At 69.9% G+C, this 24,298-nt stretch carries 23 protein-coding genes and 1 pseudogene; 20 read left to right on the forward strand and 4 right to left on the reverse strand.

All coding sequences use genetic code 11. The annotated features are described in order from the left end of the window. Nucleotides 1-39 precede the first annotated feature (39 nt). Nucleotides 40-687 (forward strand): MFS transporter, encoded by a 648-nt coding sequence (locus tag ACLQ3F_RS19755; RefSeq protein WP_425850643.1) that lies wholly within the window; start codon nucleotides 40-42, stop codon nucleotides 685-687. Then, entirely contained in the window at nucleotides 639-1,490 is an 852-nt protein-coding gene (locus ACLQ3F_RS19760) for a menaquinone biosynthetic enzyme MqnA/MqnD family protein (RefSeq protein ID WP_425850645.1), read from the forward strand. The genes ACLQ3F_RS19755 and ACLQ3F_RS19760 overlap by 49 nt, the downstream gene beginning before the upstream one ends. A gap of 74 nt (nucleotides 1,491-1,564) precedes the next feature. Here ACLQ3F_RS19760 and ACLQ3F_RS19765 read toward each other — a convergent pair whose 3' ends face one another. Both ACLQ3F_RS19765 and ACLQ3F_RS19770 read right to left on the reverse strand, forming a co-directional pair. Continuing rightward, the gene (locus tag ACLQ3F_RS19765; protein ID WP_357196594.1) at nucleotides 1,565-2,527 is read right to left on the reverse strand and encodes a hypothetical protein; all 963 of its coding nucleotides are present in this window, start codon (nucleotides 2,525-2,527) and stop codon (nucleotides 1,565-1,567) included. Continuing rightward, nucleotides 2,527-3,516 (reverse strand): hypothetical protein, encoded by a 990-nt coding sequence (locus ACLQ3F_RS19770; protein WP_357257654.1) that lies wholly within the window; start codon nucleotides 3,514-3,516, stop codon nucleotides 2,527-2,529. The genes ACLQ3F_RS19765 and ACLQ3F_RS19770 overlap by 1 nt, the downstream gene beginning before the upstream one ends. Before the next feature lie 371 nt (nucleotides 3,517-3,887). On the opposite strand from ACLQ3F_RS19770, the gene paaA reads away from it, so the two are divergent. The 5 genes from paaA (at nucleotide 3,888) to paaE (ending at nucleotide 7,707) form a co-directional block, all read left to right on the forward strand. After that, nucleotides 3,888-4,964: a 1,2-phenylacetyl-CoA epoxidase subunit PaaA gene (paaA, locus tag ACLQ3F_RS19775; RefSeq protein WP_425850648.1), complete on the forward strand. Its 1,077-nt coding sequence runs from the start codon at nucleotides 3,888-3,890 to the stop codon at nucleotides 4,962-4,964. Next, nucleotides 4,961-5,281, forward strand: a complete 321-nt coding sequence (paaB, locus tag ACLQ3F_RS19780; RefSeq protein WP_396792118.1) for a 1,2-phenylacetyl-CoA epoxidase subunit PaaB — start codon at nucleotides 4,961-4,963, stop codon at nucleotides 5,279-5,281. The genes paaA and paaB overlap by 4 nt, the downstream gene beginning before the upstream one ends. 76 nt (nucleotides 5,282-5,357) lie before the next feature. Continuing rightward, a complete protein-coding gene (paaC, locus tag ACLQ3F_RS19785; protein ID WP_357231662.1) occupies nucleotides 5,358-6,083 on the forward strand; it encodes a 1,2-phenylacetyl-CoA epoxidase subunit PaaC in 726 nt (241 codons plus the stop codon). 23 nt (nucleotides 6,084-6,106) lie between these two features. Further along, nucleotides 6,107-6,601, forward strand: a complete 495-nt coding sequence (gene paaD / locus ACLQ3F_RS19790; RefSeq protein ID WP_355005184.1) for a 1,2-phenylacetyl-CoA epoxidase subunit PaaD — start codon at nucleotides 6,107-6,109, stop codon at nucleotides 6,599-6,601. Next, nucleotides 6,598-7,707: a 1,2-phenylacetyl-CoA epoxidase subunit PaaE gene (paaE, locus tag ACLQ3F_RS19795; RefSeq protein WP_425850652.1), complete on the forward strand. Its 1,110-nt coding sequence runs from the start codon at nucleotides 6,598-6,600 to the stop codon at nucleotides 7,705-7,707. The genes paaD and paaE overlap by 4 nt, the downstream gene beginning before the upstream one ends. 204 nt (nucleotides 7,708-7,911) lie before the next feature. On the opposite strand, the gene ACLQ3F_RS19800 is transcribed toward paaE, so the two are convergent. After that, entirely contained in the window at nucleotides 7,912-8,439 is a 528-nt protein-coding gene (locus tag ACLQ3F_RS19800) for a hypothetical protein (protein ID WP_425850655.1), read from the reverse strand. A gap of 39 nt (nucleotides 8,440-8,478) precedes the next feature. Beyond that, nucleotides 8,479-8,874 carry a hypothetical protein gene (locus tag ACLQ3F_RS19805; RefSeq protein WP_357196581.1) on the reverse strand — a complete coding sequence of 132 codons (396 nt, stop codon included), beginning with the start codon at nucleotides 8,872-8,874 and terminating at the stop codon, nucleotides 8,479-8,481. A gap of 177 nt (nucleotides 8,875-9,051) precedes the next feature. On the opposite strand from ACLQ3F_RS19805, the gene mqnC reads away from it, so the two are divergent. The 13 genes and pseudogenes from mqnC to nuoH all read left to right on the forward strand — a co-directional run bounded on the left by mqnC (nucleotide 9,052) and on the right by nuoH (nucleotide 24,298). After that, entirely contained in the window at nucleotides 9,052-10,242 is a 1,191-nt protein-coding gene (mqnC, locus tag ACLQ3F_RS19810) for a cyclic dehypoxanthinyl futalosine synthase (protein ID WP_355004843.1), read from the forward strand. A 376-nt stretch (nucleotides 10,243-10,618) separates the two neighbouring features. Next, a pseudogene (locus ACLQ3F_RS19815) lies at nucleotides 10,619-11,674 on the forward strand (cell wall anchor protein); the annotation flags it as partial. 706 nt (nucleotides 11,675-12,380) lie between these two features. Beyond that, nucleotides 12,381-13,091 (forward strand): demethylmenaquinone methyltransferase, encoded by a 711-nt coding sequence (locus tag ACLQ3F_RS19820; RefSeq protein ID WP_196920656.1) that lies wholly within the window; start codon nucleotides 12,381-12,383, stop codon nucleotides 13,089-13,091. A gap of 86 nt (nucleotides 13,092-13,177) precedes the next feature. Beyond that, nucleotides 13,178-13,402, forward strand: coding sequence for a hypothetical protein (locus tag ACLQ3F_RS19825; protein ID WP_357196577.1), 225 nt, complete (start codon nucleotides 13,178-13,180; stop codon nucleotides 13,400-13,402). Nucleotides 13,403-13,541: 139 nt separating this feature from the next. Continuing rightward, the gene (locus ACLQ3F_RS19830) at nucleotides 13,542-14,819 is read left to right on the forward strand and encodes a geranylgeranyl reductase family protein (protein WP_357196575.1); all 1,278 of its coding nucleotides are present in this window, start codon (nucleotides 13,542-13,544) and stop codon (nucleotides 14,817-14,819) included. 135 nt (nucleotides 14,820-14,954) lie between these two features. Then, nucleotides 14,955-15,320, forward strand: coding sequence for an NADH-quinone oxidoreductase subunit A (locus tag ACLQ3F_RS19835; protein ID WP_007454588.1), 366 nt, complete (start codon nucleotides 14,955-14,957; stop codon nucleotides 15,318-15,320). A gap of 14 nt (nucleotides 15,321-15,334) precedes the next feature. After that, nucleotides 15,335-16,012, forward strand: a complete 678-nt coding sequence (locus ACLQ3F_RS19840; protein WP_124821345.1) for a NuoB/complex I 20 kDa subunit family protein — start codon at nucleotides 15,335-15,337, stop codon at nucleotides 16,010-16,012. Continuing rightward, on the forward strand, nucleotides 16,009-16,746 hold the full coding sequence (locus ACLQ3F_RS19845; RefSeq protein WP_425850660.1) for an NADH-quinone oxidoreductase subunit C: 738 nt from the start codon (nucleotides 16,009-16,011) through the stop codon (nucleotides 16,744-16,746). Before ACLQ3F_RS19840 ends, ACLQ3F_RS19845 begins: the two co-directional genes overlap by 4 nt. Then, complete coding sequence (locus tag ACLQ3F_RS19850) at nucleotides 16,743-18,068, forward strand: NADH-quinone oxidoreductase subunit D (protein WP_357196569.1); 1,326 nt, start codon at nucleotides 16,743-16,745, stop codon at nucleotides 18,066-18,068. The genes ACLQ3F_RS19845 and ACLQ3F_RS19850 overlap by 4 nt, the downstream gene beginning before the upstream one ends. Then, nucleotides 18,065-19,129: an NADH-quinone oxidoreductase subunit NuoE gene (nuoE, locus tag ACLQ3F_RS19855; RefSeq protein WP_357222490.1), complete on the forward strand. Its 1,065-nt coding sequence runs from the start codon at nucleotides 18,065-18,067 to the stop codon at nucleotides 19,127-19,129. The genes ACLQ3F_RS19850 and nuoE overlap by 4 nt, the downstream gene beginning before the upstream one ends. Next, nucleotides 19,126-20,442, forward strand: a complete 1,317-nt coding sequence (nuoF, locus tag ACLQ3F_RS19860; RefSeq protein ID WP_425850664.1) for an NADH-quinone oxidoreductase subunit NuoF — start codon at nucleotides 19,126-19,128, stop codon at nucleotides 20,440-20,442. Before nuoE ends, nuoF begins: the two co-directional genes overlap by 4 nt. Further along, nucleotides 20,442-22,949, forward strand: coding sequence for an NADH-quinone oxidoreductase subunit G (locus tag ACLQ3F_RS19865; protein ID WP_425850666.1), 2,508 nt, complete (start codon nucleotides 20,442-20,444; stop codon nucleotides 22,947-22,949). The genes nuoF and ACLQ3F_RS19865 overlap by 1 nt, the downstream gene beginning before the upstream one ends. Beyond that, on the forward strand, nucleotides 22,946-24,298 hold the full coding sequence (gene nuoH, locus ACLQ3F_RS19870) for an NADH-quinone oxidoreductase subunit NuoH (RefSeq protein WP_357222494.1): 1,353 nt from the start codon (nucleotides 22,946-22,948) through the stop codon (nucleotides 24,296-24,298). The genes ACLQ3F_RS19865 and nuoH overlap by 4 nt, the downstream gene beginning before the upstream one ends.

Consider the following 24,298-nt stretch of genomic DNA (forward strand, 5'->3'; position numbering starts at 1 on the left):
GGTTTCCAGGAAGCCGAGTCGATCACGGGGACACGCGGCTTGCTGCGTCAGAGACGGCAGGGACGGCGCGGCCGACGCGCGGTGGCCCGGGAGACCCTGGGAGGCTCGGCGACCACGTACGGCCTGGTCAGCGCCGCATGGATGGCCGGCATGCTGCCGGGGACCTGGCTCGCCGTACGACTTGCCAGGCGGCTCGACGACGACGGCGCGTTGGTACGGGGGGTGCTGGCCACTCTGGCCGTGTGCAGCCTGATGGTGTTGCTGGCGGCGACGGTGCCGGCGGCAGGTGTGCTGGTGCCGCTCTGGCTGGTGGGTGGTGCGGCCAACGGTGGCGAGAACGTCTTCGCCAACCTGCTCACCGCTCGGCGGGTACCGGAGGCGATGCGCGCGCGGGCGTACGCCAGCTACGGCGCGGCGGTGCAGGGTGGCTCGATGGCGGGCTTTCTGATCGGCGGGGCGTTGCTCGCGGTCGTTCCGCCTCGGCCGCTGATCGCCGGTGCCGGTGTGGTCGGGCTGCTGGTGGTGCTGGCCTTCGTGCCGGTCTTGGCCCGGGCGGCACGACGGTCGTCAAGTGCGGGCTTGGCCACTCCGGGCCGGCCCGCCGAGCCGGAGCCGGCGGCCGGGGATACGGTCGGGCCATGGCTGAGCGCATCGCACGCCCGCGGGTCGGGCACATCCAGTTCCTGAACTGCCTGCCGATCTACTGGGGTCTGATGCGCTCCGGTGCCCTGCTCGACGTCGACCTGCACAAGGACTCGCCGGACCGGTTGAGCGCGGCGCTGGTCGCCGGAGACCTCGACATCGGCCCGATCACGCTGTTGGAGTATCTGAAGCACGCCGACGAGTTGCTGCTCCTGCCGGACCTGGCGGTGGGCAGTGACGGGCCGGTGCTCTCGGTCAACATGGTCTCCACCCGGCCGCTCGCCGAGCTGGACGGCGCCCGGGTGGCGCTCGGCTCGACATCGCGGACCGGGGTGATGACGGCCCAGCTGCTACTCGCCGAGCAGTACAACGTGCGACCCGAGTACTTCCGCTGCCCGCCGGACCTGACCCAGATGCTGCTGGAGGCCGACGCGGCCGTGCTGATCGGGGACGTGGCGCTGCGGGCGTACTACGAGGCACCGCAGAAGGGCCTCACTGTCACCGACCTCGGGCAGGCGTGGCGGGAATGGACCGGGCTGCCGATGGTCTTCGCCGTCTGGGCGGTCCGCCGCGACTTCGCCGCCGCCCACCCGGGCCTGGTGAAGGAGGTGCACGAGGCCTTCCTGCGCTCGCGGGATCTCTGCCTGGCCGAGTTGGACCAGGTCGCCGAGGCGGCTGCCCGCTGGGAGGCCTTCGACGCGGAGACGCTGGCCACGTACTTCCGGACTCTCGACTTTTCCCTCGGCGAGCGGCAGGTCACCGGGCTGCGCGAGTGGGCCCGTCAGGCCGCCGCCATCGGCGAGGCCCCGGCGCTGCCGGACGGCGGCCCGGAGTTCTTCGCCGGCTGACCGCCGCCAAGCCGGGCCCGGCAGAGCGCCGAGCTGCCAGCCGGGCCGCGCAAAGCGGCGAGCTGCCAGGCAGCTCAGGTGCCGGGGCGGAGCAGCGCCTCGGTGATCTTCTCGCAGTTCTTCATGCCGTAGTCGTAGCCCATGTTGATCGGGTATTTGACCATCACGCCCATCGTCCAGGTGTCACCGATGGCCAGGCAGTTGATGTGCATCTCCTGCTCCTTGGTCCGGTCGATCCACCCGTTCTTGATGGCGATCTTCTTCTGCTCGGAGGCCGGGAAGGCCTTGCGGATACCGAAGTCGCCGGCTCCGCGAACCAGTTTCATCTCGTTGAGCAGCCACTTGGTCCACTTCGGCCCGGCGGCGGTGCCGGTGACGATGCAGTTGCCCATTCGGGCAGTGTCCCGGGGGGAGAGCGCCGTCCGGCTCCAACCCTTGTCGGGGGCGACGCTGCTGTCGGTCAGTTTGCACATGGAGATGAGCCGCTTGATCGACGCTTCCCGGTCGACCTGGTTGTAGAACTGTTCGGCCCGGGTGTTGTCGCTGTCCCGGATGATCCGCGTCGCGTCGGCGAGCTTCGCGTCGCTCGGGGTCTGGCCGGCGTCGGCCGCGCGACGCAGGTAGTCGGCGACGATCCAGGCCTTGATCATCGAGGCGGTCGTGCTGGTCTCGCCCATGTTCTTCGAACCGATGATCTTTCCGGTTCGGCGGTCGAGGACGCTCCAGGAATACCAGCCCTCGATGTTCAGGTCGAGGTCCTTGGCAACGAACGGCAGCGGCTCCAGCGACGGGCTGGGCTTCGGCGACGGCGAGGACGGCTGGCGGGCGCTGCGGTCGGTGCCGGAGCCGGTGGGGCGGTCGCTGGTGCCGGAGCCCGCGTCGCCCCACTGGGCCGCGGCGGACGACTCGAACGGCGACCCGGGCAGCAGTCGCAGCGACACCAGGACCAGCCCGATGAGGATGACCGCGACGGCGATCAGCCGAACCGGGGAGGCCTCGCCGCCGTTGCGGCGGTCGACTCGGCGGTTGCCGGCCATCAGAGCTTTCCGACCGGCTGCTGCGGCACCTTGAGCGCGGCGCCCGGCTGCGGGGTGACCAGTTGGGTGGCCACACTGGCGCAGACCTTCGCGCCGTAGTCCAGACCGGTCCTGATCGGGTAGCGCAGCATCACCGCGAGGCTCCACTTGCTGGTGACGGCGAGGCAGTTGACGTGCCAGTCGCCGTCGCCGTAGATGGGGGTCCAGCCGTTCTTGATGCTGACCGGGCCCTGGGAGGTGATCGACTTGGGTAGACCGTCGATGATCCCCCAGCGGCCACCACCGGACGAGGGTTTCTGGTCCTTGGCCGCGGTGGTGCCCCTCACCTTGCTCATCTGGTCCAACACCCACTTGGTCCACTTCGGGCCGGCAGCCTTACCGTCGGCGATGCAGTCGCCGACGCGAGCCGCGTCGCGGGGGGACATCCGGGTGAAACTCCAGAAGCCGGTGTACGGCTTGACGTTGCCGCGCTTGGTGTCGGTCAGCCCACAGATCTTGATCGCCCGCTGGATCACCGCGTCGGGGACGCTGCTGGACGAGGGCTTGTAGGAGCCACCCGCAGCGGCGTGGACCTTGTTGGCCGCTCCGTCGTTGCTGTCGATGATGGCGAGTCGAGCCGCCTCCTTCAACGCTGCGGGCGGCTCCCTGTCGCCGAGCTGTCGCAGGTAGTCGGAGACGATCCACGCCTTGATCATCGACTCGGTGGAGCTGGTCGCGGTCATGTTCGGCGACCCGGAGATCTTGCCCGTCTTCCGGTCCAGCAGGGCCCACGAGAAGAACTCACCCTTGAAGCTCACCGACACCGGGCCGGCGGCCAGGGTGGGCGGCGGTGGTGGAGTGGGCGCGGGCGCGGCCACGCTCGACGTGCCGCCTCCACCGCCTCCGCCGCTGTTGTCGCTGGCGAGCCGGGCGTACGCGGTGGGGACCAGTAGGACGCCGCCGAGCACGACCGCCGTGATGGCGAGCACCAGGGTCACGCGAGATCGCATGAGTGGGTGAACTCCAGGTGTCAGGGCCGGGGGGACCGGCTTGTCGTCGGGACGAGTCGGGTGCGATCGCCGAGGCCGGGGGAGGTGGCCTCTGTGGAGATGTCGACGTCGGCAGCCGATCGGTTGTCCGGCAGAAGTCTACGTCCGGACCGACGGACCGCCAGGGTTCGACACTAGGCAACCTGGGATAAAGGCGGGATATGGGGCCGGTATGAGGTTTTTGCAGTGATTCATCTTTGTTTCGTGGCCTAGGTCACGGCGACGCAGCGGTCACCAGGTAGCGCAAAGCGCTCATCCGCTCACAGATGGGATGCCCGGATTCCTGTTACACCCCCTGGTGCAACGAGGCGCAAGCTGTAACACTTAGCCTCATGTATGGCAACGACTTCTTTGCCCCGGACGGCGCCACCGACGAGGCGCCCGGCGGCCTGCTGGGCGAGGTCGAGGCCGCCGAGGCCGAGCTGCGCGCAGCGGCGGCGCGCGGGCGGCGTGGCGGACCCGCGCCGGACGAGGACCTGGCGGCGTACTTCGCGGAGGTCGTCGACGCCGAGCAGAAGGTCGAGCCCCGCGACTGGATGCCCGACGCGTACCGGCGGACGCTGATCCGGCAGATCGCCCAGCACGCCCACTCCGAGATCATCGGCATGCAGCCGGAGGGCAACTGGATCAGTCGGGCGCCGTCGCTCAAGCGCAAGGCGATCCTGCTGGCCAAGGTGCAGGACGAGGCGGGTCACGGCCTCTACCTCTACGCTGCCGCCGAGACCCTCGGCATCAGCCGCGACGAGCTGGTCCAGCTGCTGCTCGACGGCCGCCAGAAGTACAGCTCGATCTTCAACTACCCCACTCTGAGCTGGGCCGACGTGGGTGCCATCGGGTGGTTGGTGGACGGCGCGGCGATCGTCAACCAGGTCCCGCTCTGCCGCTGCTCCTACGGCCCGTACGCCCGCGCGATGATCCGGGTCTGCAAGGAGGAGTCGTTCCACCAGCGGCAGGGCTACGAGATCCTGCACACCCTGGCGCACGGCACCCCCGCGCAGCAGGCGATGGCCCAGGACGCGGTGGACCGTTGGTGGTACCCGTCGCTGGCCATGTTCGGCCCGCCGGACGGCGACTCCACGCACTCCGCCCAGTCGATGGCCTGGAAGATCAAGCGCTTCTCGAACGACGATCTGCGCCAACGCTTCGTCGACATGTGCGTCCAGCAGGCCGAGATCCTCGGGCTGCGCATCCCCGATGCTGACCTGCGCTGGAACGACGAGCGGCAGGCGTACGACTACACCCAGCCGGACTATGACGAGCTGAAGCAGGTGATCTCGGGCGACGGGCCGTGCAACCGGGAGCGGATGGCCCACCGCCGGGCCGCGCACGCCGACGGCTCCTGGGTACGCGAGGCCGCCGCGGCGTACGCCGCGAAGCGGGCGGGACAGAAGGAGACGGTGGCCGCGTGAGCGAGCGTAGCGAGCAAGCCGGACAACCCGGCATGACGAGTCATTCGCCTTTGTGGGAGGTCTTCGTGCGGGCCCGGCGTGGGCTGTCGCACACGCACGTCGGCAGCCTGCACGCGCCCGACGCCGAGCTTGCCCTGCGCAACGCCCGGGACCTCTACACCCGCCGCCAGGAGGGCGTGTCGATCTGGGTGGTGCCGGCCGGTGCGATCACCGCGTCCAGCCCGGACGAGAAGGACGCCTTCTTCGACCCGGCCGCCGACAAGGTCTACCGCCATCCCACCTTCTACGAGGTGCCGGACGGGGTGGCCCACCTGTGAGCGAGCGGAGCGAGCGAACCAGCCAGCACAGCAACGTGGCGCTTCGCGTCGTCGCCGAGCGCAGCGAGGTGACGGCGTGAACGGGCCCTTCGACTTCACCCTCTCGCTCGCCGACGACGCGTTGATCGCAGCCCAGCGGCTGGCCGAGTGGACCACCCGCGCGCCGGAGATGGAAGAGGACATCGCGCTCGCGAACATCGCCCTCGACCAGCTCGGGGCGGCGCGGCTGCTGCTGTCGTACGCCGGCGAGTTGGAGGGCGCCGGCCGCGACGAGGACGCGCTGGCGTACCTGCGCGACGACCGCGAGTTCCGCAACGCGCTACTGGTCGAGCTGCCCAACGACGACTTCGCGGTGACGATGGCGAAGCTGTTCTTCCTGGCGGCGTACCAACTGCCGTTGTACACGGCGCTGGCCGGCTGCGCGGACGAGCGGTTGGCCGCGATCGGCGCGAAGGCGCGCAAGGAGTCGGCGTACCACCTGGACCACGGCGCGCTGTGGGTGAAGCGGCTCGGTGACGGCACCGAGGAGTCGCATCGTCGGATGCAGGCTGCCGTCGACCAGGTGTGGCCGTACACCCACGAGCTGTTCGCCGCAGACCCGGCGGCTCCGGTCGATCCGGCCACCCTGCGGTCCTCGTTCGATGAGGTCGTCGGCCCGGTGCTGGCCGAGGCGACGCTCACCCAGCCGGGCGGTTCCTGGGCCCCGGCCGGTGGGCGGGCCGGTGTGCACACCGAGCACCTGGCCTACCTGCTCGCCGAGATGCAGGTGCTGCACCGCGCCCACCCCGGAGCGAAGTGGTGAGCGCGCCGAGCGCGAGCCCGGCAATCGCTGACCGCGCCGGCAGGGCGAGCGCACGGGAGGCCGCCGCCAGCGTCGTGGACCCGGAGATCCGGGTCATCACCATCGACGAGCTGGGCATCCTGCGGGCGGTCGAGGAGGATCCGGCCAGTGGCCGGGTGACCGTCACCATCACCCCGACCTACACCGGCTGCCCGGCGATGGACGTGATCCGGGCCGACATCCGCCGCGCGCTCGCCGCCGCCGGCCACCCGGACGCGCAGGTCCAGACCGTCTACAGCCCACCGTGGAGCACCGACTGGATCTCCGAGGGTGGGCGGGCCAAGCTCGCCGCCGCCGGGATCGCCCCGCCGGCCCCGGTGCCCGCCGCCGGCGTCGTGTCCCTGACGCTCGCGGTCCGCTGCCCGCAGTGCGGTTCACCCGAGACCGAGCAGGTCAGCCGGTTCGGTTCCACAGCGTGCAAGGCGTTGTGGCGGTGCCGTTCCTGTTCCGAACCCTTCGACCACCTGAAGGCGCTGTGACTGTCACCATCACCCGCCCGGTTCGCCGCCGGCCGGTCTTCCACCCGTTGTCCGTCGCCGCCGTCGACCGGCTCACCGACGACTCCGTGGCGGTGACCTTCGCCGTACCCGAGGAACTGCGGGAAACCTTCGCGTTCCGCGCCGGCCAGCACCTCACCGTGCGGCGAGCCGCGGAGGACGGCACGGACGTGCGCCGGTCGTACTCGATCTGCTCCACCCCCGACGACCTCGCCCGGCACGGCCGGTTGCGGATCGGGGTGCGGGAGATCCCCGGCGGCGCCTTCTCGGCGTTCGCGTGCGGGGCGCTACGCGGTGGCGACACCGTGGAGGTGCTGCCGCCGCTGGGCACCTTCACCACGGCGTTCGCGCCGGGCCGGGCGCGGCACTACGGCGCGGTCGTCGCCGGCTCCGGCATCACCCCGGTGCTCGGGCTGGTCGCGACCGCCCTGGCCGTCGAGCCGGCCAGCACCTTCACCCTGGTGTACGGCAACCGCACGGCGAACACCGTGATGTTCGCCGAGGAACTGGCCGACCTGAAGGACCGTTACCCCACCCGGCTGCACCTGGTGCACGTCCTCTCCCGGGAACAGGGGGAGTCGCCGCTGCTCTCCGGTCGGATCGACGCCGAGCGGCTGGGCCGGTTGCTGGGCACCATCGTGCCGGGCGACCTGATCGAGGAGTGGTTCCTCTGCGGCCCGTACGGCATGGTGGTCGACGTCCGGGACGTGCTGACCGCACGTGGGCTGCCCGAGTCGGCGGTGCACACCGAGCTGTTCCATGTCGACACGCCACCGGAGCCGGTGCGCCGACCCGTCGACCAGGCGGGTGCCGGGGCCGAGGTGACCATCGTGCTGGACGGCCGGTCGTCGAGCTTCACCATGGGTCGCGAGGAACGGGTGCTGGACGCCGCGCTGAAGGTGCGGGGTGAGCTGCCGTACGCCTGCAAGGGTGGCGTCTGCTCGACCTGCAAGGCGAAGGTCGTGGACGGCGCGGTCACGATGGCCCGCAACTACGCGCTGGAGCCCGACGAATTGGCCGCCGGCTACGTGCTGACCTGCCAGTCCAGCCCGACCACCGACAAGCTCACTGTCGACTACGACGCCTGAGAGTTCTTCAGAGAGAGCTGCCTGAGCGGGTGGACAGCCTCTCTTGTGAGACTCGCCGTTGGGTGTTCCACGGAACGGCCCAATTCCTTGCCCGTCGGAGACGGGCAGAGGTAGCCTGCAACTGCCAGGAGCATTAGCTTCTTGGAAGTGGACCCGGCAGCCTTCCGGACGGTGGGTGGGCCGGGTCTCGCGTGTTGGGCGTTGTCAGACCTGCCGAGACTCACTGACGATCCGTTGCACGGATGTCTTCCATCGGCCACCCTTGGCCCAGCACCAGGCTAGTGCGTCGGGAATGGCCAGCAGGCACTCCTCGTGCGCTCGCAGGTGGTCGTAACGAAGGGTCCTCGAGATTCCCGACTTTCTCACCTGCTCGAAGAGCAGACGCTGGTCGGCTTGCAACGTCGAATCATCACGTTCCAGAACAAGGCGTCCAGCGCCTATCTTCGCTGCGTGCTCCACGAGCTCGATGAGGCAGGCCTCGCGTGCCGCCCTCGGGTCACGGTGTCTCTTCGCATCGAAGATCACCGCGTAAGCAGACAGCGTGACGACAGCAGCAACTATCTGCCGGCGTCGATCGTCTCTCTCCTTGTGAAAGTGGATTCGGCGCTGACCCGGGAGAATCAGGTCGCGGATGGTCCGCCGGGCAGCAGCCAGGTCAGCCGGCAGTACGACCGCAGCCGCGACGAGAAGCCCTCGCTCCTTGGTTTCGTCCACGAAGACATGCGCGTTCATCGCGCGCGGTCCCTTCCTCTGGCGGCCAAAGGGCTCGGGTCAGGCGTTGACGATGTCCCGGATCCGGTCAAGCCTCTGTTGGGGAGTCAGCGCTTCGAGGTGCTTGGTGTCGATGGCGTCGAGTTCTGCCCGAACGTCGCAGCTGTCAGGCTGAAGCACAGCGTCGATCACACGTGCCCGGGATCCCCCGTCTCGAACGTAGATCCACACCGTCTGCGACTGGCGTGGCTCAGTGTTGAGTTCGGCGTCGAGACGTTCCGGAGGGAAGAAGCCCAGGCCGGTCGCCCTGAGCCTGTCGGCGATCTCCACCAGGACCCAGCGGCCCAGCTTGCGGTAGCCCAACTCTCCCCGTAACTCGCCGAGGGTTGCTTCCGTTAGCCCGCCGTCGGCCCGGCATCGGGCGGCAATGCCCGGAGCGGTATCCATCTCGCTCATGTCGCACCTCTCCCGCACGTCGATGCCGTGGAGAGAATGTTCGCGTTCGACAGAACATCTTGTCAAGGCTGCATCAGCAAGTTATATGTGATCTTGAAATATAATAGAGACCCGGCTTGGGTCACATCCATGTCACCGGGTCGAGAGGTAGGCGAGGGGGCGACGTAGGCTCGGGGTGTGACGGTGAGCCGGGAGATCGACGACATCCTGCAGCGCGGTGCGGACGGCGGGCGGATCACGCCCGAGGAGGCGCTGCTGCTCTACACCGAGGCCCCCTTCCACGCGTTGGGCGAGGCGGCGGACGCGGTGCGCCGGCGGCGCTACCCGGACAACGTCGTCACCTACCTGATCGACCGCAACATCAACTACACGAACGTCTGCGTGACGGCGTGCAAGTTCTGCGCGTTCTACCGGGCGCCCAAGCACAAGGAAGGGTGGACCCACCCGACCGAGGAGATCCTGCGCCGCTGCGGCGAGGCGGTCGAGCTGGGCGCCACCCAGGTGATGCTCCAGGGCGGGCACCACCCGGACTACGGCGTGGAGTACTACGAGGAGTTGTTCTCCTCGGTCAAGCAGGCGTACCCGCAGCTGGTCATCCACTCGATCGGCCCAAGCGAGATCCTGCACATGGCCAAGGTCTCCGGGGTGAGCCTGGACGAGGCCATCGCCCGGATCAAGACCGCCGGCCTGGACTCGATCGCCGGCGCCGGCGCGGAGATGCTGCCCGAGCGGCCCCGCAAGGCGATCGCCCCCCTCAAGGAGTCGGGCGAGCGCTGGCTGGAGGTCATGGAGCTGGCCCACCGGCAGGGCATCGAGTCGACCGCCACCATGATGATGGGCACCGGCGAGACGCACGCCGAGCGGATCGAGCACCTGCGCATGATCCGTGACGTGCAGGACCGCACCGGCGGTTTCCGGTCGTTCATTCCGTGGACGTACCAGCCGGAGAACAACCACCTGAAGGGCCGCACCCAGGCGACCACCCTGGAATACCTGCGGCTGGTCGCGGTGGCCCGGCTCTTCTTCGAGACCGTGCCGCACCTGCAGGCGTCCTGGTTGACCACCGGCAAGGACGTCGGGCAGCTTTCGCTGCACATGGGCGTGGACGACCTCGGGTCGATCATGCTGGAGGAGAACGTCATCTCCTCCGCCGGTGCCCGGCACCGCTCCAACCTGCACGAGCTGATCGGCATGATCCGCTCGGCGGACCGGATCCCCGCGCAGCGCGACACCCTCTACAACCGGCTCGCCGTGCACCACACGCCGGCCGACGACCCGACCGACGAGCGGGTGGTCTCGCACTTCTCCTCGATCGCGCTGCCCGGCGGAGGCGCGGGCCGATCCCTGCCGCTGGTGGACGTCAGCTGACGGTCGACACCCGGCCGTTCGGCTGATCGACGCTCATGCTCCCGCCGGGTCACCCCGGCGGTACGGGTGGTCCCCGCCGCCGCAGCGTCAGCCTCTCCGGTCTGGGGCTGGTGGAGATGATCGTCGGCGGCTAGCGTCCCGGCTCATATTCGTCGCCACCGTCGACGGAAGAGGCTGTCCTCCATCGGCCCGCTGCGGGTCGTTCATATAACGCACGGCAGTACGGGCGGGATGGGTGACCATCCCGCCCGTACTGTCTGCGCAGCTTGGGCCGGACGGACGAAAACGGCTCCGCCCGCTGGCGTGGAAGATCGGCCTCCGATAGCGTCCGCTCGTTCCGCAACCATTCTTCCTTCCCTACCCCCCCGGGGGACTGATGACAGCGTTCCACCGCTCGACGCTGGTGCGCGCCAGCGTCGTGGCGCTGCTCGCGGCCGGCGGCATCGCCGCCGTGGCCGCCCCAGTGCTGGCGGCCGAGCAGGCCGATCTGGCTCTGGTGCCGCTCAGCTACAACCTGGCCAAGGGTGTCACGGAGGCCAAGAGCAAGCCGTTCAAGTTCTCCGTCGACAACAGCCGGAGCGAGGAAGACGCCAAGGGTGTCAGTTACACGGTGGACACCAGCAAGCTGAAGACGAACAAGGTCCGGGTCGTGGTGCCCGACGGCTGTCGGGTGAACGGCAAGAAGTTCACCTGCCGCCTCGGCGACCTGGCCGCCGGCACCAGCGAGGACTTCGGTATCCCGATCTTCTCCACCGGTGGCAAGGGCGCCGCGGGCACCCTGGTGGTCACCATCCGCTCGGCCACCGAGGACCCCAACAAGGAAGACAACAAGGTCGAGCACGACATCACCGTGACCGAGCCCGGGTACGACCTGACCAGTTGGGTGCAGGACGTCAACGCCAACGTCGTGCTGAACGGCGTCAACGGCGATGACCCCGACCTTCGGCCGGTGCGGCCGGGCGAGACGGTGCCGGTCGACTGGGCCGTCTACAACGACGGCAGCCGCAAGGCCACCGGTCTCGCCTACGTGCTGACCCTGCCGGCGGGCGTCACCTTCGACACCCTGCCCGACACGTGCACCACGCAGACGTTCGGCGTCGTTCAGGCGCTCTGCCAGGACGACGGCGCGGTGATCCGCCCCGGTGACTACTACACCGCGGACATCAAGGTGACAGTCGGCAAGGACGTCACCGAGCCCGTGCTGCGGGTCGGCGAGCTGGTGGCGCACGGCCTGGACGCGGCAGCGGGCAAGCCCGAGGAGCAGCCACGACGGGCCAGCACCGCCCAGCGGAAGGCCTTCACCGAGGTCGACGAGGGCGACAACCAGGCGATCTTCGACGTCTTCGTCGACCAGACCGTCGACCCGACGCCGACGCCCACGCCGACGGCCACTCCGACCGAGTCGCCGACCCCGACGCCGACGGTCACTCCGACCGAGTCGCCGACGCCGACGCCGACGGTCACCCCGACGGCGACGCCGACGCCGACGGTCACTCCGACCGAGTCGCCGACGCCGACGGAGACGCCGACGCCGACGCCGACGGTCACCCCGACCGAGACGCCGACGGCGCCGCCGACCCCGACGCCGACGGTCACCCCCACGGCGACGCCGACGCCGACGGTCACCCCGACCGAGACGCCCACGGTTAGGCCGACCCCGACCGCAACGCAGACGCCGACGGTCACCCCGACCGCGACTGCCACTCCGACGCCGATCCCCAGCGGTACGACGACGCCGGGCACGACCGTCTCGCCGGGTGCCGGTGATGGTTCCACCGGTGGTGGCTCGGGCGGTGGCGGCCTGCCGGTGACCGGTGTGCAGGTTGGCCTGATCGGCGGCATCGGCGTGATCATCCTGCTGGTGGGTGGGGCGCTGCTGGTGCTCACGCGTCGCCGCAAGGTGGTCCTGGTCTCGCCGACGGACGAGAAGTCGACCGACTGACACCAGTGTCCTGACCAGCGGCGCGCACGAGCGGCGCGACCGCGACGGGTGCGATGGCGGCAGGCGTTCTGACCGAGGTGTCACGGACGCGGGTACGACGCGAGGGCGGGGTGGGCGACCACCCCGCCCTTTCGCGTACGGGGCGGGCCGCCCACCCAGCGAACGTCGGTTGGCGGGCGGCTGGCAGAGTGAGGGGGTGAGCCGTACCCCGCAGGGCCAGCGCGCCAGTCTGGACAAGCAGCCGCACGAGGTCGCCGCGATGTTCGACGGCGTGGCCGAGCGTTACGACCTGACCAACACGGTGATCTCGCTGGGCCAGGATCGCTCCTGGCGGCGGGCCACCCGGGCGGCGCTCGGGCTGCGGCCGGGCGAGCGGGTGCTGGACGTGGGCGCGGGCACCGGCGTCTCGACGCGCGAGCTGGCCCAGTCCGGGGCGTACGCGGTCGGGGTCGACCTGTCCCTGGGCATGTTGCATACCGGCAAACGGGCCCGGCCCGAGGTGCCGCTGCTGGCGGGCGACGCGCTGCGGCTGCCGTTCGCCGACGCGAGCTTCGACGCGGTGACCATCTCCTTCGCGCTGCGCAACGTCAACGACACCGACGCGGCGCTGCGTGAGCTGGCCCGGGTGACCCGGCCGGGCGGCCGGCTGGTGGTCTGCGAGTTCAGCACCCCGGTCAACCCGGTCTTTCGGACGGTCTACCTGTCGTACCTGATGCGGTCGCTGCCGGCGGTGGCCCGCACGGTGTCGAGCAACCCCGAGGCGTACGTCTATCTCGCCGAGTCGGTCCGCGCCTGGCCGGCGCAGTCCGCGCTGGCCGGCCGGGTGGCCGCGGCCGGGTGGGGGCGCGTGGCGTGGCGCAACCTGACCGGTGGCGTGGTGGCCCTGCACCGGGGGATCCGCGAGTAGCGGGCGGACCGCACCAACCGGCACGGACATTATTCAGGTTCCGTAAATATCGGACTTGGTCCACTTTGCCCGGTACGCTCGATCGCATGACCGGAGCAGACCCGGCGGACCCGGTGGCCGCGACCGACGACGACGCGGCCGAGCTCATCTCCCAGTTGCGCCAGTTGGCCGGGGCCGACCCGGTGGAGGTCCGGCAGGTGGTCGCCGAGGTTCTGGCGGCACTGGACCGGGCGGCGGGTGGGGCGCTCCGCGAGCATCTACCGGAGACAATTCGGGTCGATGCGGGCTTGGACGCCTCCAGCCCGGCCTGACACTCGACCGCTGTGGACGGCGGTGAGGTGTCACATCGGCGAGTTAGGTACCCCTGATCCTGCGCTGGTATGACGCCGGTCATACACTCGTCCCGTCTGGCTTGTGAAGCATTTCACGAGCGTGCGGGAGGAGGCGCGGATGACCGCGGTGGAACATGACGCCGACGTCATTGTCGTGGGCGCCGGTCCCGGTGGATCAGCGACTGCGTACCACCTGGCCCGGCACGGCGTACGGGTGCTGTTGTTGGAGAAGACCGAGTTCCCCCGGGAGAAGGTCTGCGGCGACGGGTTGACCCCGCGCGCGGTGCGCCAGCTCATCCGCATGGGTGTGGACACCTCGCCCGAGGCGGGCTGGCTGCACAACCGCGGCCTGCGGGTCATCGGCGGTGGGGTGCGCCTCGAACTGGACTGGCCGGAGCTGGCCAGCTTCCCCAACTACGGTCTGGTGCGCACGCGCCTGGACTTCGACGACCTGCTCGCCCAGCGGGCGGTGGCTGCCGGCGCGAAGCTTCGGACCAGCGTCAACGTGCTGGGCCCGGTGCTCGACGGCGATGGCCGCGTCACCGGCGTCGAGGCGGAGGTCGGGCCGGGCAAGGAGCCCACCACCTTCCACGCCCCGCTGGTCGTCGCGGCGGACGGCGTCTCCGGCCGGTTCCCGCTGGCGCTCGGGCTGGCCAAGCGGGAGGACCGGCCGATCGGTGTCGCCGTCCGCCGCTACTACCGCTCGCCGGCCAAGCACGAGGACAACTACCTGGAGTCCTGGCTGGAGCTGCGCAGCAAGGACAGCGGTGACAACCTGCTGCCCGGGTACGGCTGGATCTTCGGCCTCGGTGACGGGCGGGTCAACGTCGGGCTCGGCGTGCTCAACTCGTCCTCGGCGTTCGGCAAGACCAACTACCGCCGGCTGCTGACCGACTGGCTCGCCAACACCCCCGAGGACTGGGGGATGACCGACGAGACCAACGCCGACGGCCCGATCCTCGGTGCCGCGCTGCCGATGGGCTTCAACCGGGTGCCCCACTACACCCGGGGAGTGCTGCTGGTCGGCGACTCGGGCGGCATGGTGAACCCGTTCAACGGCGAGGGCATCGCGTACGCGATGGAGTCCGGCGAACTGGCCGCGGAGGTCGTGGTCCAGGCCCTCGCCCGGCCGGCCGGTCCGGAACGCGAGCGCGCGCTGCTGGCGTACCCGAACGAGTTGAAGGCCCGGCTCGGTGGCTACTACCGGCTGGGCGGCATCTTCGTGAAACTGATCGGCCGCCCCGAGATCATGCGGATCGCCACCAAACACGGCATGCCACACCCGACGCTGATGCGTTTCGTGCTCAAGCTGTTGGCCAACCTGACCGACCCGCGCGGCGGGGACGCGATGGATCGGGTCATCAACGCGATGACGAAGGCCGCCCCAGCCGTATAAGTAGGACGGCATCGGTGCTGGTCAAGGCCCCGATGCCGACAAAGATCGACCCCCGCCGACTGCCACTGCGAGGGACGTGAATAGTGTGATTTTCGTCAAGCACCGAGGGCAGGGAAGGACGAGCAGGAGAAAACGATGTCGCTCTCGCCTTACGCACCGATCATCGGGCTGTTCGCCCTCGCCGCGGCGTTCTCGCTGTTTTCCGTCGGCGCCGCCCGCTTCGCCGGTCCCCGTCGCTACAACAAGGCCAAACTCGAGGCTTACGAGTGCGGCATCGAGCCCAGCCCGCAGCCGGTCGGCGGCGGGCGGTTCCCGATCAAGTTCTACCTGACGGCGATGCTCTTCATCGTCTTCGACATCGAGATCATCTTCCTCTACCCCTGGGCGGTCTCGTTCGACGCTCTGCCGATCTTCGGCTTCGTGGAGATGGTCCTGTTCATCGTCGCGGTCTTCGTTGCGTACGCCTACGTGTGGCGGCGCGGCGGCCTGGACTGGGACTGAGGAAGGAACGTCAGATGGGCATCGAGGAGAAGCTTCCCGCCGGCGTCCTGCTCACCTCGGTGGAGAAGCTGGTCAACTGGTCTCGGAAGTCGTCCGTGTGGGGCGCCACCTTCGGCCTGGCCTGCTGCGCCATCGAGATGATGGCCGCCGGTGGTCCGCACTACGACATGGGCCGCTGGGGCATGGAGGTCTTCCGGGCGTCGCCCCGGCAGGCCGACCTGATGATCGTGGCCGGCCGGGTGAGTCAGAAGATGGCCCCGGTGCTGCGCCAGATCTACGACCAGATGGCCGAGCCGCGCTGGGTGCTCTCGATGGGCGTCTGCGCCAGCAGCGGCGGCATGTTCAACAACTACGCGATCGTGCAGGGCGTCGACCACGTGGTGCCGGTCGACATGTACCTGCCCGGCTGCCCGCCCCGGCCGGAGATGCTCATCGACGCGATCCTCAAGCTCCGCGAGAAGATCATGTATGAGCCGCTGGGCCCGAACGGCCGCAAGATGCTGGCGGCCCGCCAGGAGCGCGGCGACGTTCCGATCGTCCCCTACGGCTCGATGCCCTCCTCGTACCGCAGCGACAAGGCCCGGCGCGCCGAGTGGACCCGGGCGGTCCGCGAGGGCCGCGAGGAGCAGCTGCGCATCGAGAACTGGATGAACGCTCAGAACCACCTCCACCCGCAGGCAGGCCCGAAATGACGTCACCCACCGACAAGCCAAACGACGGCGGGGTGCCGGTACCGGTCACTCCGGTCGGCGCCAGCAGCACCGCCCCGGCGGAGTACCCGCCGGCCAGCCCGGCGGGGCGCGGCATGTTCGGCAACCAGGGCACCGGCGACGTGTCCGGCTACGGCGGCCTGGTCCGCCAGCGCCAGCCCATCGAAGAGGCCTCCCGGCCGTACGGGGGCTACTTCGACGAGGTCCGCGACGCGCTGGAGGAGGCGTACCCGGCCTTCAACGACGCCATCGAGAAGGTGGTGGTCGACCGGGGTGAGCTGACCCTGCACGTACGCCCGGAGCGGATCGCCGAGGTGTGCCAGGTGATGCGGGACGACCTGGCGCTGCGCTTCGAGCTGTGCTCCTCGGTGTCCGGTGTGGACTACCTCGGCGCCGACGAGCGTCGGCTGCACGTGGTGTACCTGCTCACCTCGATGACGTACCGGCGGCAGGTCCGGCTGGAGGCCGCGGTCTCCGTCGAAGCCCCGCACCTGCCCAGCGTGACCGCCGTCTACCCGACGGCGGACTGGCAGGAGCGCGAGGCGTACGACATGTTCGGCATCGTCTTCGACGGCCACCCCAACCTGACCCGGATCCTCATGCCGGACGACTGGGAGGGCCACCCGCAGCGTAAGGACTACCCACTCGGCGGCGTGCCCGTCGAGTACAAGGGCGCGGAGATCCAGCCGCCGAGCGAGCGGAGGTCGTACCAGTGACGACGTCGAACTACGCCAGCGAGCGCGAGACCGACGAGGGTCGGGTCTTCACCGTCACCGGTGGGGACTGGGACACCATCGTCTCGGGCACCGACCCGATCAACGACGAGCGGATCGTCGTCAACATGGGTCCGCAGCACCCGTCCACGCACGGCGTGCTGCGGCTGATCCTGGAGTTGGAGGGCGAGACGGTCCGCGAGGCCCGCTCGGTCATCGGCTACCTGCACACCGGCATCGAGAAGAACCTCGAATACCGCAACTGGGTCCAGGGTTCGACGTTCGTGACCCGGATGGACTACCTCGCCCCGATCTTCAACGAGACGGCGTACGCCCTCGCGGTCGAGAAGCTGCTCGGCATCACCGACGACATCACCGAGCGGGCCACCACGATCCGCGTGCTGATGATGGAGCTCAACCGGATCTCGTCGCACCTGGTCTGGCTGGCCACCACCGGCATGGAACTGGGCGCGATCTCGATCATGTTGTACGGCTTCCGCGAGCGGGAGTACATCCTCGACATCTTCGAGACCATCACCGGCCTGCGCATGAACCACGCGTACGTGCGGCCGGGCGGTGTGGCGCAGGACGTGCCGGACGAGGCGATCGTCAAGATCCGCGAGTTCCTCAAGATGATGCCGAAGAAGCTCAAGGAGTACGAGGACCTCCTCTCCGGCCAGCCGATCTGGACCGAGCGGACGAAGGGCGTCGCGGTGCTGGACGTCACCGGCTGCGTGGCGCTCGGCATCACCGGCCCGGTGCTGCGCTCCGCCGGCCTCGCCTGGGATCTGCGCAAGACCATGCCGTACTGCGGCTACGAGACGTACGAGTTCGACGTGCCGACCCACCCCGACGGTGACGTGTGGGGTCGCTACCAGGTCCGGCTCGCCGAGATCCGGGAGTCGATGAAGCTGGTCGAGCAGGCGCTGGACCGGCTCCGTCCCGGCCCGGTGATGGTCGCCGACCGCAAGATCGCCTGGCCGGCGCAGCTCGCCATCGGCGTGGACGGCATGGGCAACTCGCTGGAGCACGTCGCGAAGATCATGGGTCAGTCGATGGAGTCGCTGATCCACCACTTCAAGCTGGTGACCGAGGGCTTCCGGGTCCCGCCCGGCCAGGTGTACGTCGCCATCGAGGCGCCCCGCGGCGAGCTGGGCGTCCACGCGGTCTCCGACGGCGGCACCCGGCCCTACCGGGTGCACTACCGGGAGCCCAGCTTCGTCAACCTCCAGGCCCTCCCGGCGATGGCCGAGGGCGGTCTGATCGCCGACGTGATCGCCGGCGGCGCCTCGTTGGACCCGGTGATGGGTGGGTGTGACCGATGACGACGACTTTCACTGACGAGACCCGGGAGCGGGCGCGCGACATCATCGCCCGTTACCCGGCGGACCGGTCCCGCTCGGCGTTGCTGCCGCTGCTGCACCTGGTCCAGGCCGAAGAGGGGTACGTCTCCCCGGCCGGGGTCGCGTTCTGCGCCGAGGTGCTGGGGCTGAACAAGGCCCAGGTCGGCGCGGTGGCCACCTTCTACACGATGTACAAGCGCAAGCCGACCGGTGACTTCCTGGTCAGCGTCTGCACCAACACGATGTGCAACGTGCTCGGTGGCCAGGAGGTCTACGACACCCTCGCCGAGCACCTGGGCGTCGGGCACGACGAGACCACGGCGGACGGCACGATCACGCTGGAGCACGCCGAGTGCCTGGCGGCGTGTGACTACGGCCCGGTGATGACCGTCAACTACGACTTCTTCGACGGCGTGGACGCCTCCACCGCTGTCGGTGTGGTGGACGAGTTGCGGGCCGGCGGTCGGCCGATGCCGACCCGGGGCGCCCGGCTCTGCACCCTCAAGGAGATGGCGGTGCAGCTCGCCGGTTTCGCCGACGAGCGCGACGGTGCGGTCGCCGACGGCGGGCCGGGCGAGCCCACCCTGCGCGGGCTGCGGCTGGCCCAGCAGCACGGCGTCTCGGTGCCGGGCTTCGACCCGAACACCCCGATCCGCAGCAAGGCCGAGGCCGACAAGGCCGCCGCCGAGGCGAAGGCGAAGGCGGAGGCCGCCAAGCCGGCGCCCGTCGAGGCCAGCGCTGCGCCGGTCAAGGGCGGCGACGGGGCGTCCGCCCCGACGGGGGCCGGAGTCACCGGGCCGGCAGAGGCCAGTGACAGCCCCGGCACGAAGGTCCCGACGGACGGCACCGGCACCGCGCCCGAGGCTGGCGACGCGCGGTCGGCCGAGGCCGCTGGCGTGGCGGCCAACGCGCCGGCCAGCGACGGCAAGCCCGCCGGCGACGAGGCCGGGGCGCAGGAGCGCAACCTCACCGAAGCGAAGGCTGGGACGGACGCCGACGGCGCCGGACCGGCGGACGCGAACGAAACGGGGGCCCAGAAGTGACCACTCCCCGCCCGGAGACGCTGGCCAAGCTGACGCCGGTGCTGACCAAGCGCTGGCTGTCGCCGGACGCCTGGCGCATCGGCACGTACGAGCAGTTGGATGGCTACGCCGCGCTGCGCAAGGCGCTCAAGGCCCACCCGGACGACCTGATCCAGCTGATCAAGGACGCCGGGCTGCGGGGCCGGGGCGGCGCAGGCTTCCCGACCGGCCTCAAGTGGGGCTTCATCCCGCAGGGCGACGGCAAGCCGCACTACCTGGTGGTCAACGCCGACGAGGGCGAGCCGGGCACCTGCAAGGACCTGCCGCTGATGACCCACGACCCGCACGCGCTGGTCGAAGGCGTCATCATCGCCTCGTACGCGATCCGGGCCGCCCGCGCCTACATCTACATCCGGGGCGAGGCGGTGCACGCCGCGCGCCGGCTGCGCAACGCGGTCCAGGAGGCGTACGACAAGGGTTACCTGGGCCGGAACATCCTGCGCAGTGGCTACGACCTGGAGCTGGTGGTGCACTCCGGCGCCGGGGCGTACATCTGCGGCGAGGAGACGGCGCTGCTGGACTCGCTGGAGGGGTTCCGGGGTCAGCCCCGGCTGCGCCCGCCGTTCCCGGCCACCCACGGCCTGTACGCGAGCCCGACTGTGGTGAACAACGTCGGCACCATCGCCAGCGTGCCGCCGATCGTGCTCGGTGGGGCCGACTGGTGGAAGAGCATGGGCACCGAGAAGTCCTCCGGGCCGATGATCTACTCGCTCTCCGGCCGGGTCGCCAACCCGGGCCAGTACGAGTGCTCGATGGGTGTCACGCTGCGCGAGCTGCTGGAGTTGGCCGGTGGCATGCAGCCCGGCCACAACCTGCGGTTCTGGACCCCGGGCGGCTCGTCCACCCCGCTGCTCGCCGCCGAGCACCTGGACGTGCCACTGGACTTCGAGGGGGTGGCGGCGGCCGGCTCGATCCTCGGCACCACGGCCACCCAGATCTTCTCCGACCAGGACTGCCCGGTCTACGCGACGTACCGGTGGCTGGAGTTCTACCACCATGAGTCGTGCGGCAAGTGCACCCCGTGCCGTGAGGGCAACTACTGGATGGTCCGGGTCTACCGGCGGATCCTCGCCGGTCAGGGCACCCACGAAGACCTGGACACCCTGCTGGACACCTGCGACAACATCCTCGGCCGCTCGTTCTGCGGTCTGGGTGACGGCGCGACCAGCTCGGTGACCTCCTCGCTGCAGTACTTCAAGCAGGACTACCTCGACTACATCGAGGGTCGGACCGCACCCAAGCTGTCGGAGAAGACCCTGGTAGGGGCGCACTGATGACCGACGTAGCCAAGCAGACCGAGACCGTCACCCTCACCATCGACGGCGTCGAGGTCACCGCCCCCAAGGGGACGCTGCTGATCCGGGTCGCCGAGCAGATGGGCACCGAGATCCCCCGGTTCTGCGACCACCCGCTGCTGGCCCCGGCCGGCGCGTGCCGGCAGTGTCTGGTCGAGGTGGAGGGCCAGCGCAAGCCGGTCGCCTCCTGCACCCAGACCGTCGCCGACGGCATGGTGGTGCGTACCCAGATCACCTCCCCGGTCGCCAAGAAGGCGCAGGAGGGGGTGATGGAGCTGCTGCTGCTCAACCACCCGCTGGACTGCCCGATGTGTGACAAGGGCGGCGAGTGCCCGCTCCAGAACCAGGCGATGTCCACCGGCCGCACCGACTCGCGCTTCCACGAGCACAAGCGGGAGTACGAGAAGCCGATGGCGATCAGCAGCCAGGTGCTGCTGGACCGCGAGCGTTGCGTGCTCTGCCAGCGGTGCACCCGGTTCTCCGAGGAGATCGCCGGCGACAAGTTCATCGACCTGATGGGCCGGTCGTCCGCCGAGGAGATCAACATCTACCGGGACGACGCGTACGGCGAAGAGGGCGACGCCGGGGACGTCCCGTTCAACTCCTACTTCTCCGGCAACACGGTGCAGATCTGCCCGGTGGGTGCCCTGACCGGTGCCCAGTACCGTTTCCGCGCCCGCCCGTTCGACCTGGTCTCCAGCCCGAGCGTCTGCGAGCACTGCTCGGCCGGCTGCGGGCAGCGCACCGACTGGCGGCGTGGCAAGGTGCTGCGCCGGCTGGCCGGCGACGAGCCGGCGGTGAACGAGGAGTGGAACTGCGACAAGGGCCGCTGGGGCTTCCAGTACACCCGGGCCGCCGACCGGCTGACCACTCCGCTGGTCCGGGACGAGCGCACCGGTGAGCTGCGGGAGGCGTCCTGGAGTGAGGCGCTCACCGTCGCCGCCGAAGGGCTGCACATCGCTCGGGAGAGCGGGCAGGGCACCGCGGTGCTCACCGGCGGCCGGCTGACCGTCGAGGACGCGTACGCCTACGCCAAGTTCGCCCGGGTCGCGCTGAACACCAACGACATCGACTTCCGGGCCCGCCCGGTCTCCCGCGAGGAGGCCGACTTCCTGGCCAGCTCGGTCGCCGGGGTCACCGACGTCACCTACACCGACGTGGAGAACGCGCCGGCGGTGGTGCTGGTGGGCCTGGAGCCCGAGGAGGAGTGCCCGATCCTCTTCCTGCGGCTGCGCAAGGCGTACCTGAAGAAGACCCTGACCGTGTACGCGCTGGCGCCCTTCGCCACCCGCGGCCTGGAGAAGCTCGGTGCCAAGCTGGCCCGGGTGGTGCCGGGCGAGGAGGCCAGCGTGCTCGCCGAGCACGCGACGGTCAGCGAGGCGCTCAGCGCACCGGGCGCGATCCTGATCGTCGGCGAGCGGCTGGCCAGCGTGCCGGGTGGACTGTCCGCCGCCGCCGATGTGGCCCGGCGTACCGGCGCGAAGCTGGCCTGGGTGCCGCGGCGCGCTGGTGACCGCGGCGCTGTCGACGCGGGCTGCCTGCCCAACCTGCTCCCCGGTGGACGCCTGGTCACCGAGCCGGCCGCCCGGGCCGAGCTGGGTGAGGCGTGGGACATCCCGGCCGGGGTGATCCCGAGCCAGGCCGGTCGGGACACCGACGGCATCCTTGCCGCGGCCGCCAACGGGCAGCTCGGCGCGCTTGTCGTCGGCGGTGTCGACCCGGCCGACCTGGCCGACCCGCGACTGGCCGAGTCCGCCCTGGACGCGGTGCCGTTCCTGGTCAGCCTCGAGCTGCGGGCCAGCGCGGTGACCCGGCGGGCGAACGTGGTGCTACCGGTCGCCCCGGTGGCCGAGAAGGCCGGAAGCTTCCTGGACTGGGAAGGCCGGCTGCGCCCGTTCGAGGCGGTGCTGAACACCTCCGCGATGACCGACAGCCGGGTGCTCGACGCGCTGGCCGCGCTGCTCGACGTACGCCTCGGCACGGCCGACGTGCTGAGCGTGCGTCGTGAGCTGGGCACGCTGCCGGCGACGCGGATGTCCCGGCCGGCCGCGCCGTCGGTCGCACCGGGCCGCGTGCCGCAGCCGAACGCCGGGGAGGCCGTGCTGGCCACCTGGCACCAGCTGGTGGACCTCGGCACCCTGACCGAGGGCGACGAGAACCTCGCCGGGACCGCCCGCCCGCCGGTGGTCCGGCTGGGTAAGGGCACCGCCGAGGCACTCGGTGTGGTCGACGGTGACGCGGTCACTGTCGGCACCGACCGGGGGGCACTGACCCTGCCGGCGGAACTCACCGAGATGCCGGACGGCGTGGTCTGGCTGCCGACCAACTCACCCGGCTCGACCGTGCGGCGCAGCCTCGGGGCGACGTCCGGCGCGGTCGTCCGGATCTCCGTCCCCGCACCGAGTACGGCCATCCCGGCCGGACGCGTGGCGGCCGACGAGACCGGTCTCCCGGGTCCGCTCCTCAACTCCGGGGGTAACCAGTGAGTCCGATCTACCTGGCCCAGGATCCGACGCTGGCCGACTTCGGCCGGGATCCGTGGTGGCTGGTCCTCGGCAAGATTGTCTTCGCGTTCGCCTTCGGTCTGCTGGCCACCCTGCTCGGTGTCTGGTTCGAACGGCGCGTGGTCGGTTACATGCAGGTGCGGCCCGGCCCCAACCAGGTCGGCCCGTTCGGCCTGCTGCAGACCCTCGCCGACGGCCTGAAGATGGCCTTCAAGGAGGACATCCTGCCGAAGGCGGCCGACAAGGTCGTCTACTTCTTCGCCCCGACCATCTCGGTGATCTGCGCTGTCACCGCCCTGTCGGTGGTGCCGTTCGGCCCGATGGTGAGCATCTTCGGTCACCACACGCCGTTGCAGGTCACCGATGTGCCGGTGGCGGTGCTGCTGCTGCTGGCCTGCTCCTCGATGGGCGTCTACGGCATCGTGCTGGGCGGCTGGGCCTCGGGCTCGACGTACCCGCTGCTGGGTGGTCTCCGGTCGAGCGCCCAGATGATCTCGTACGAGGTCGCGATGGGGCTCAGCATCGTGGCGGTCTTCATGACCGCCGGCACGATGAGCACCAGCGGGATCGTCGCCGCTCAGGGCGACGGCACCGAGCTGACCGTCTTCGGCCAGACCATCCCGGCGCCGGGCTGGTACGCGATCCTGCTGCTGCCGAGCTTCATCATCTTCTTCATCGCCACAGTGGGTGAGACCAACCGGGCGCCGTTCGACCTGCCCGAGGCCGAGTCCGAGCTGGTCGCCGGCTTCATGACGGAATACAGCTCGCTGAAGTTCGCGCTCTTCATGCTCAGCGAGTACGTCGCGATGGTGACCATGTCCGCTGTCACCACCACGCTGTTCCTGGGCGGTTGGCGTGCACCCTGGCCGATCACCATCTGGGAGGGCGCCAACTCCGGTTGGTGGCCGATGCTCTGGTTCTTCGGCAAGGTGATCGCCCTGGTCTTCGTCTTCGTGTGGTTGCGTGGCACGCTGCCCCGGCTGCGGTACGACCAGTTCATGCGGCTCGGCTGGAAGGTGCTGCTGCCGATCAACCTGGCCTGGATCCTGGTCCTGTCGGGCCTGCGCTCCATCGAGGACTGGGACACCCGCGGCAAGGTGATCGCCGTTGGCATCCCGGCCGGCATCCTGCTGATCGCCACGATCTTCTGGCCCAGCCGGCGCCCGACGCCGAAGCCGACGACGCAGGAACAGGTCGACAACCGGCCGCACGGGAGCTTCCCGCTGCCACCGATGGATCTTCAGGTACCACCGAGCCCGCGCATCACGCGCGTGGTCGCCGAGCGGGAGCCGGCCAACATCGTTGCCGGCTCGGACTCCAGGGAGGTGTGA

It is taken from the genome of Micromonospora sp. DT15 (assembly GCF_049841475.1).
GTDB lineage: Bacteria > Actinomycetota > Actinomycetes > Mycobacteriales > Micromonosporaceae > Micromonospora.

Excerpts from the sequence above, each read along its gene's own strand:
- ACLQ3F_RS19865 (WP_425850666.1), top strand. The coding sequence starts at position 20,442 with ATGACCGACGTAGCCAAGCAGACCGAGACCGTCACCCTCACCATCGAC.
- ACLQ3F_RS19800 (WP_425850655.1), bottom strand. The coding sequence starts at position 8,439 with ATGAACGCGCATGTCTTCGTGGACGAAACCAAGGAGCGAGGGCTTCTC.
- ACLQ3F_RS19835 (WP_007454588.1), top strand. The coding sequence starts at position 14,955 with ATGTCGCTCTCGCCTTACGCACCGATCATCGGGCTGTTCGCCCTCGCC.
- ACLQ3F_RS19840 (WP_124821345.1), top strand. The coding sequence starts at position 15,335 with ATGGGCATCGAGGAGAAGCTTCCCGCCGGCGTCCTGCTCACCTCGGTG.
- nuoE (WP_357222490.1), top strand. The coding sequence starts at position 18,065 with ATGACGACGACTTTCACTGACGAGACCCGGGAGCGGGCGCGCGACATC.
- ACLQ3F_RS19805 (WP_357196581.1), bottom strand. The coding sequence starts at position 8,874 with ATGAGCGAGATGGATACCGCTCCGGGCATTGCCGCCCGATGCCGGGCC.
- ACLQ3F_RS19825 (WP_357196577.1), top strand. The coding sequence starts at position 13,178 with ATGACCGGAGCAGACCCGGCGGACCCGGTGGCCGCGACCGACGACGAC.
- ACLQ3F_RS19770 (WP_357257654.1), bottom strand. The coding sequence starts at position 3,516 with ATGCGATCTCGCGTGACCCTGGTGCTCGCCATCACGGCGGTCGTGCTC.
- ACLQ3F_RS19830 (WP_357196575.1), top strand. The coding sequence starts at position 13,542 with ATGACCGCGGTGGAACATGACGCCGACGTCATTGTCGTGGGCGCCGGT.
- ACLQ3F_RS19845 (WP_425850660.1), top strand. The coding sequence starts at position 16,009 with ATGACGTCACCCACCGACAAGCCAAACGACGGCGGGGTGCCGGTACCG.
- ACLQ3F_RS19765 (WP_357196594.1), bottom strand. The coding sequence starts at position 2,527 with ATGGCCGGCAACCGCCGAGTCGACCGCCGCAACGGCGGCGAGGCCTCC.
- paaA (WP_425850648.1), top strand. The coding sequence starts at position 3,888 with ATGTATGGCAACGACTTCTTTGCCCCGGACGGCGCCACCGACGAGGCG.
- ACLQ3F_RS19760 (WP_425850645.1), top strand. The coding sequence starts at position 639 with ATGGCTGAGCGCATCGCACGCCCGCGGGTCGGGCACATCCAGTTCCTG.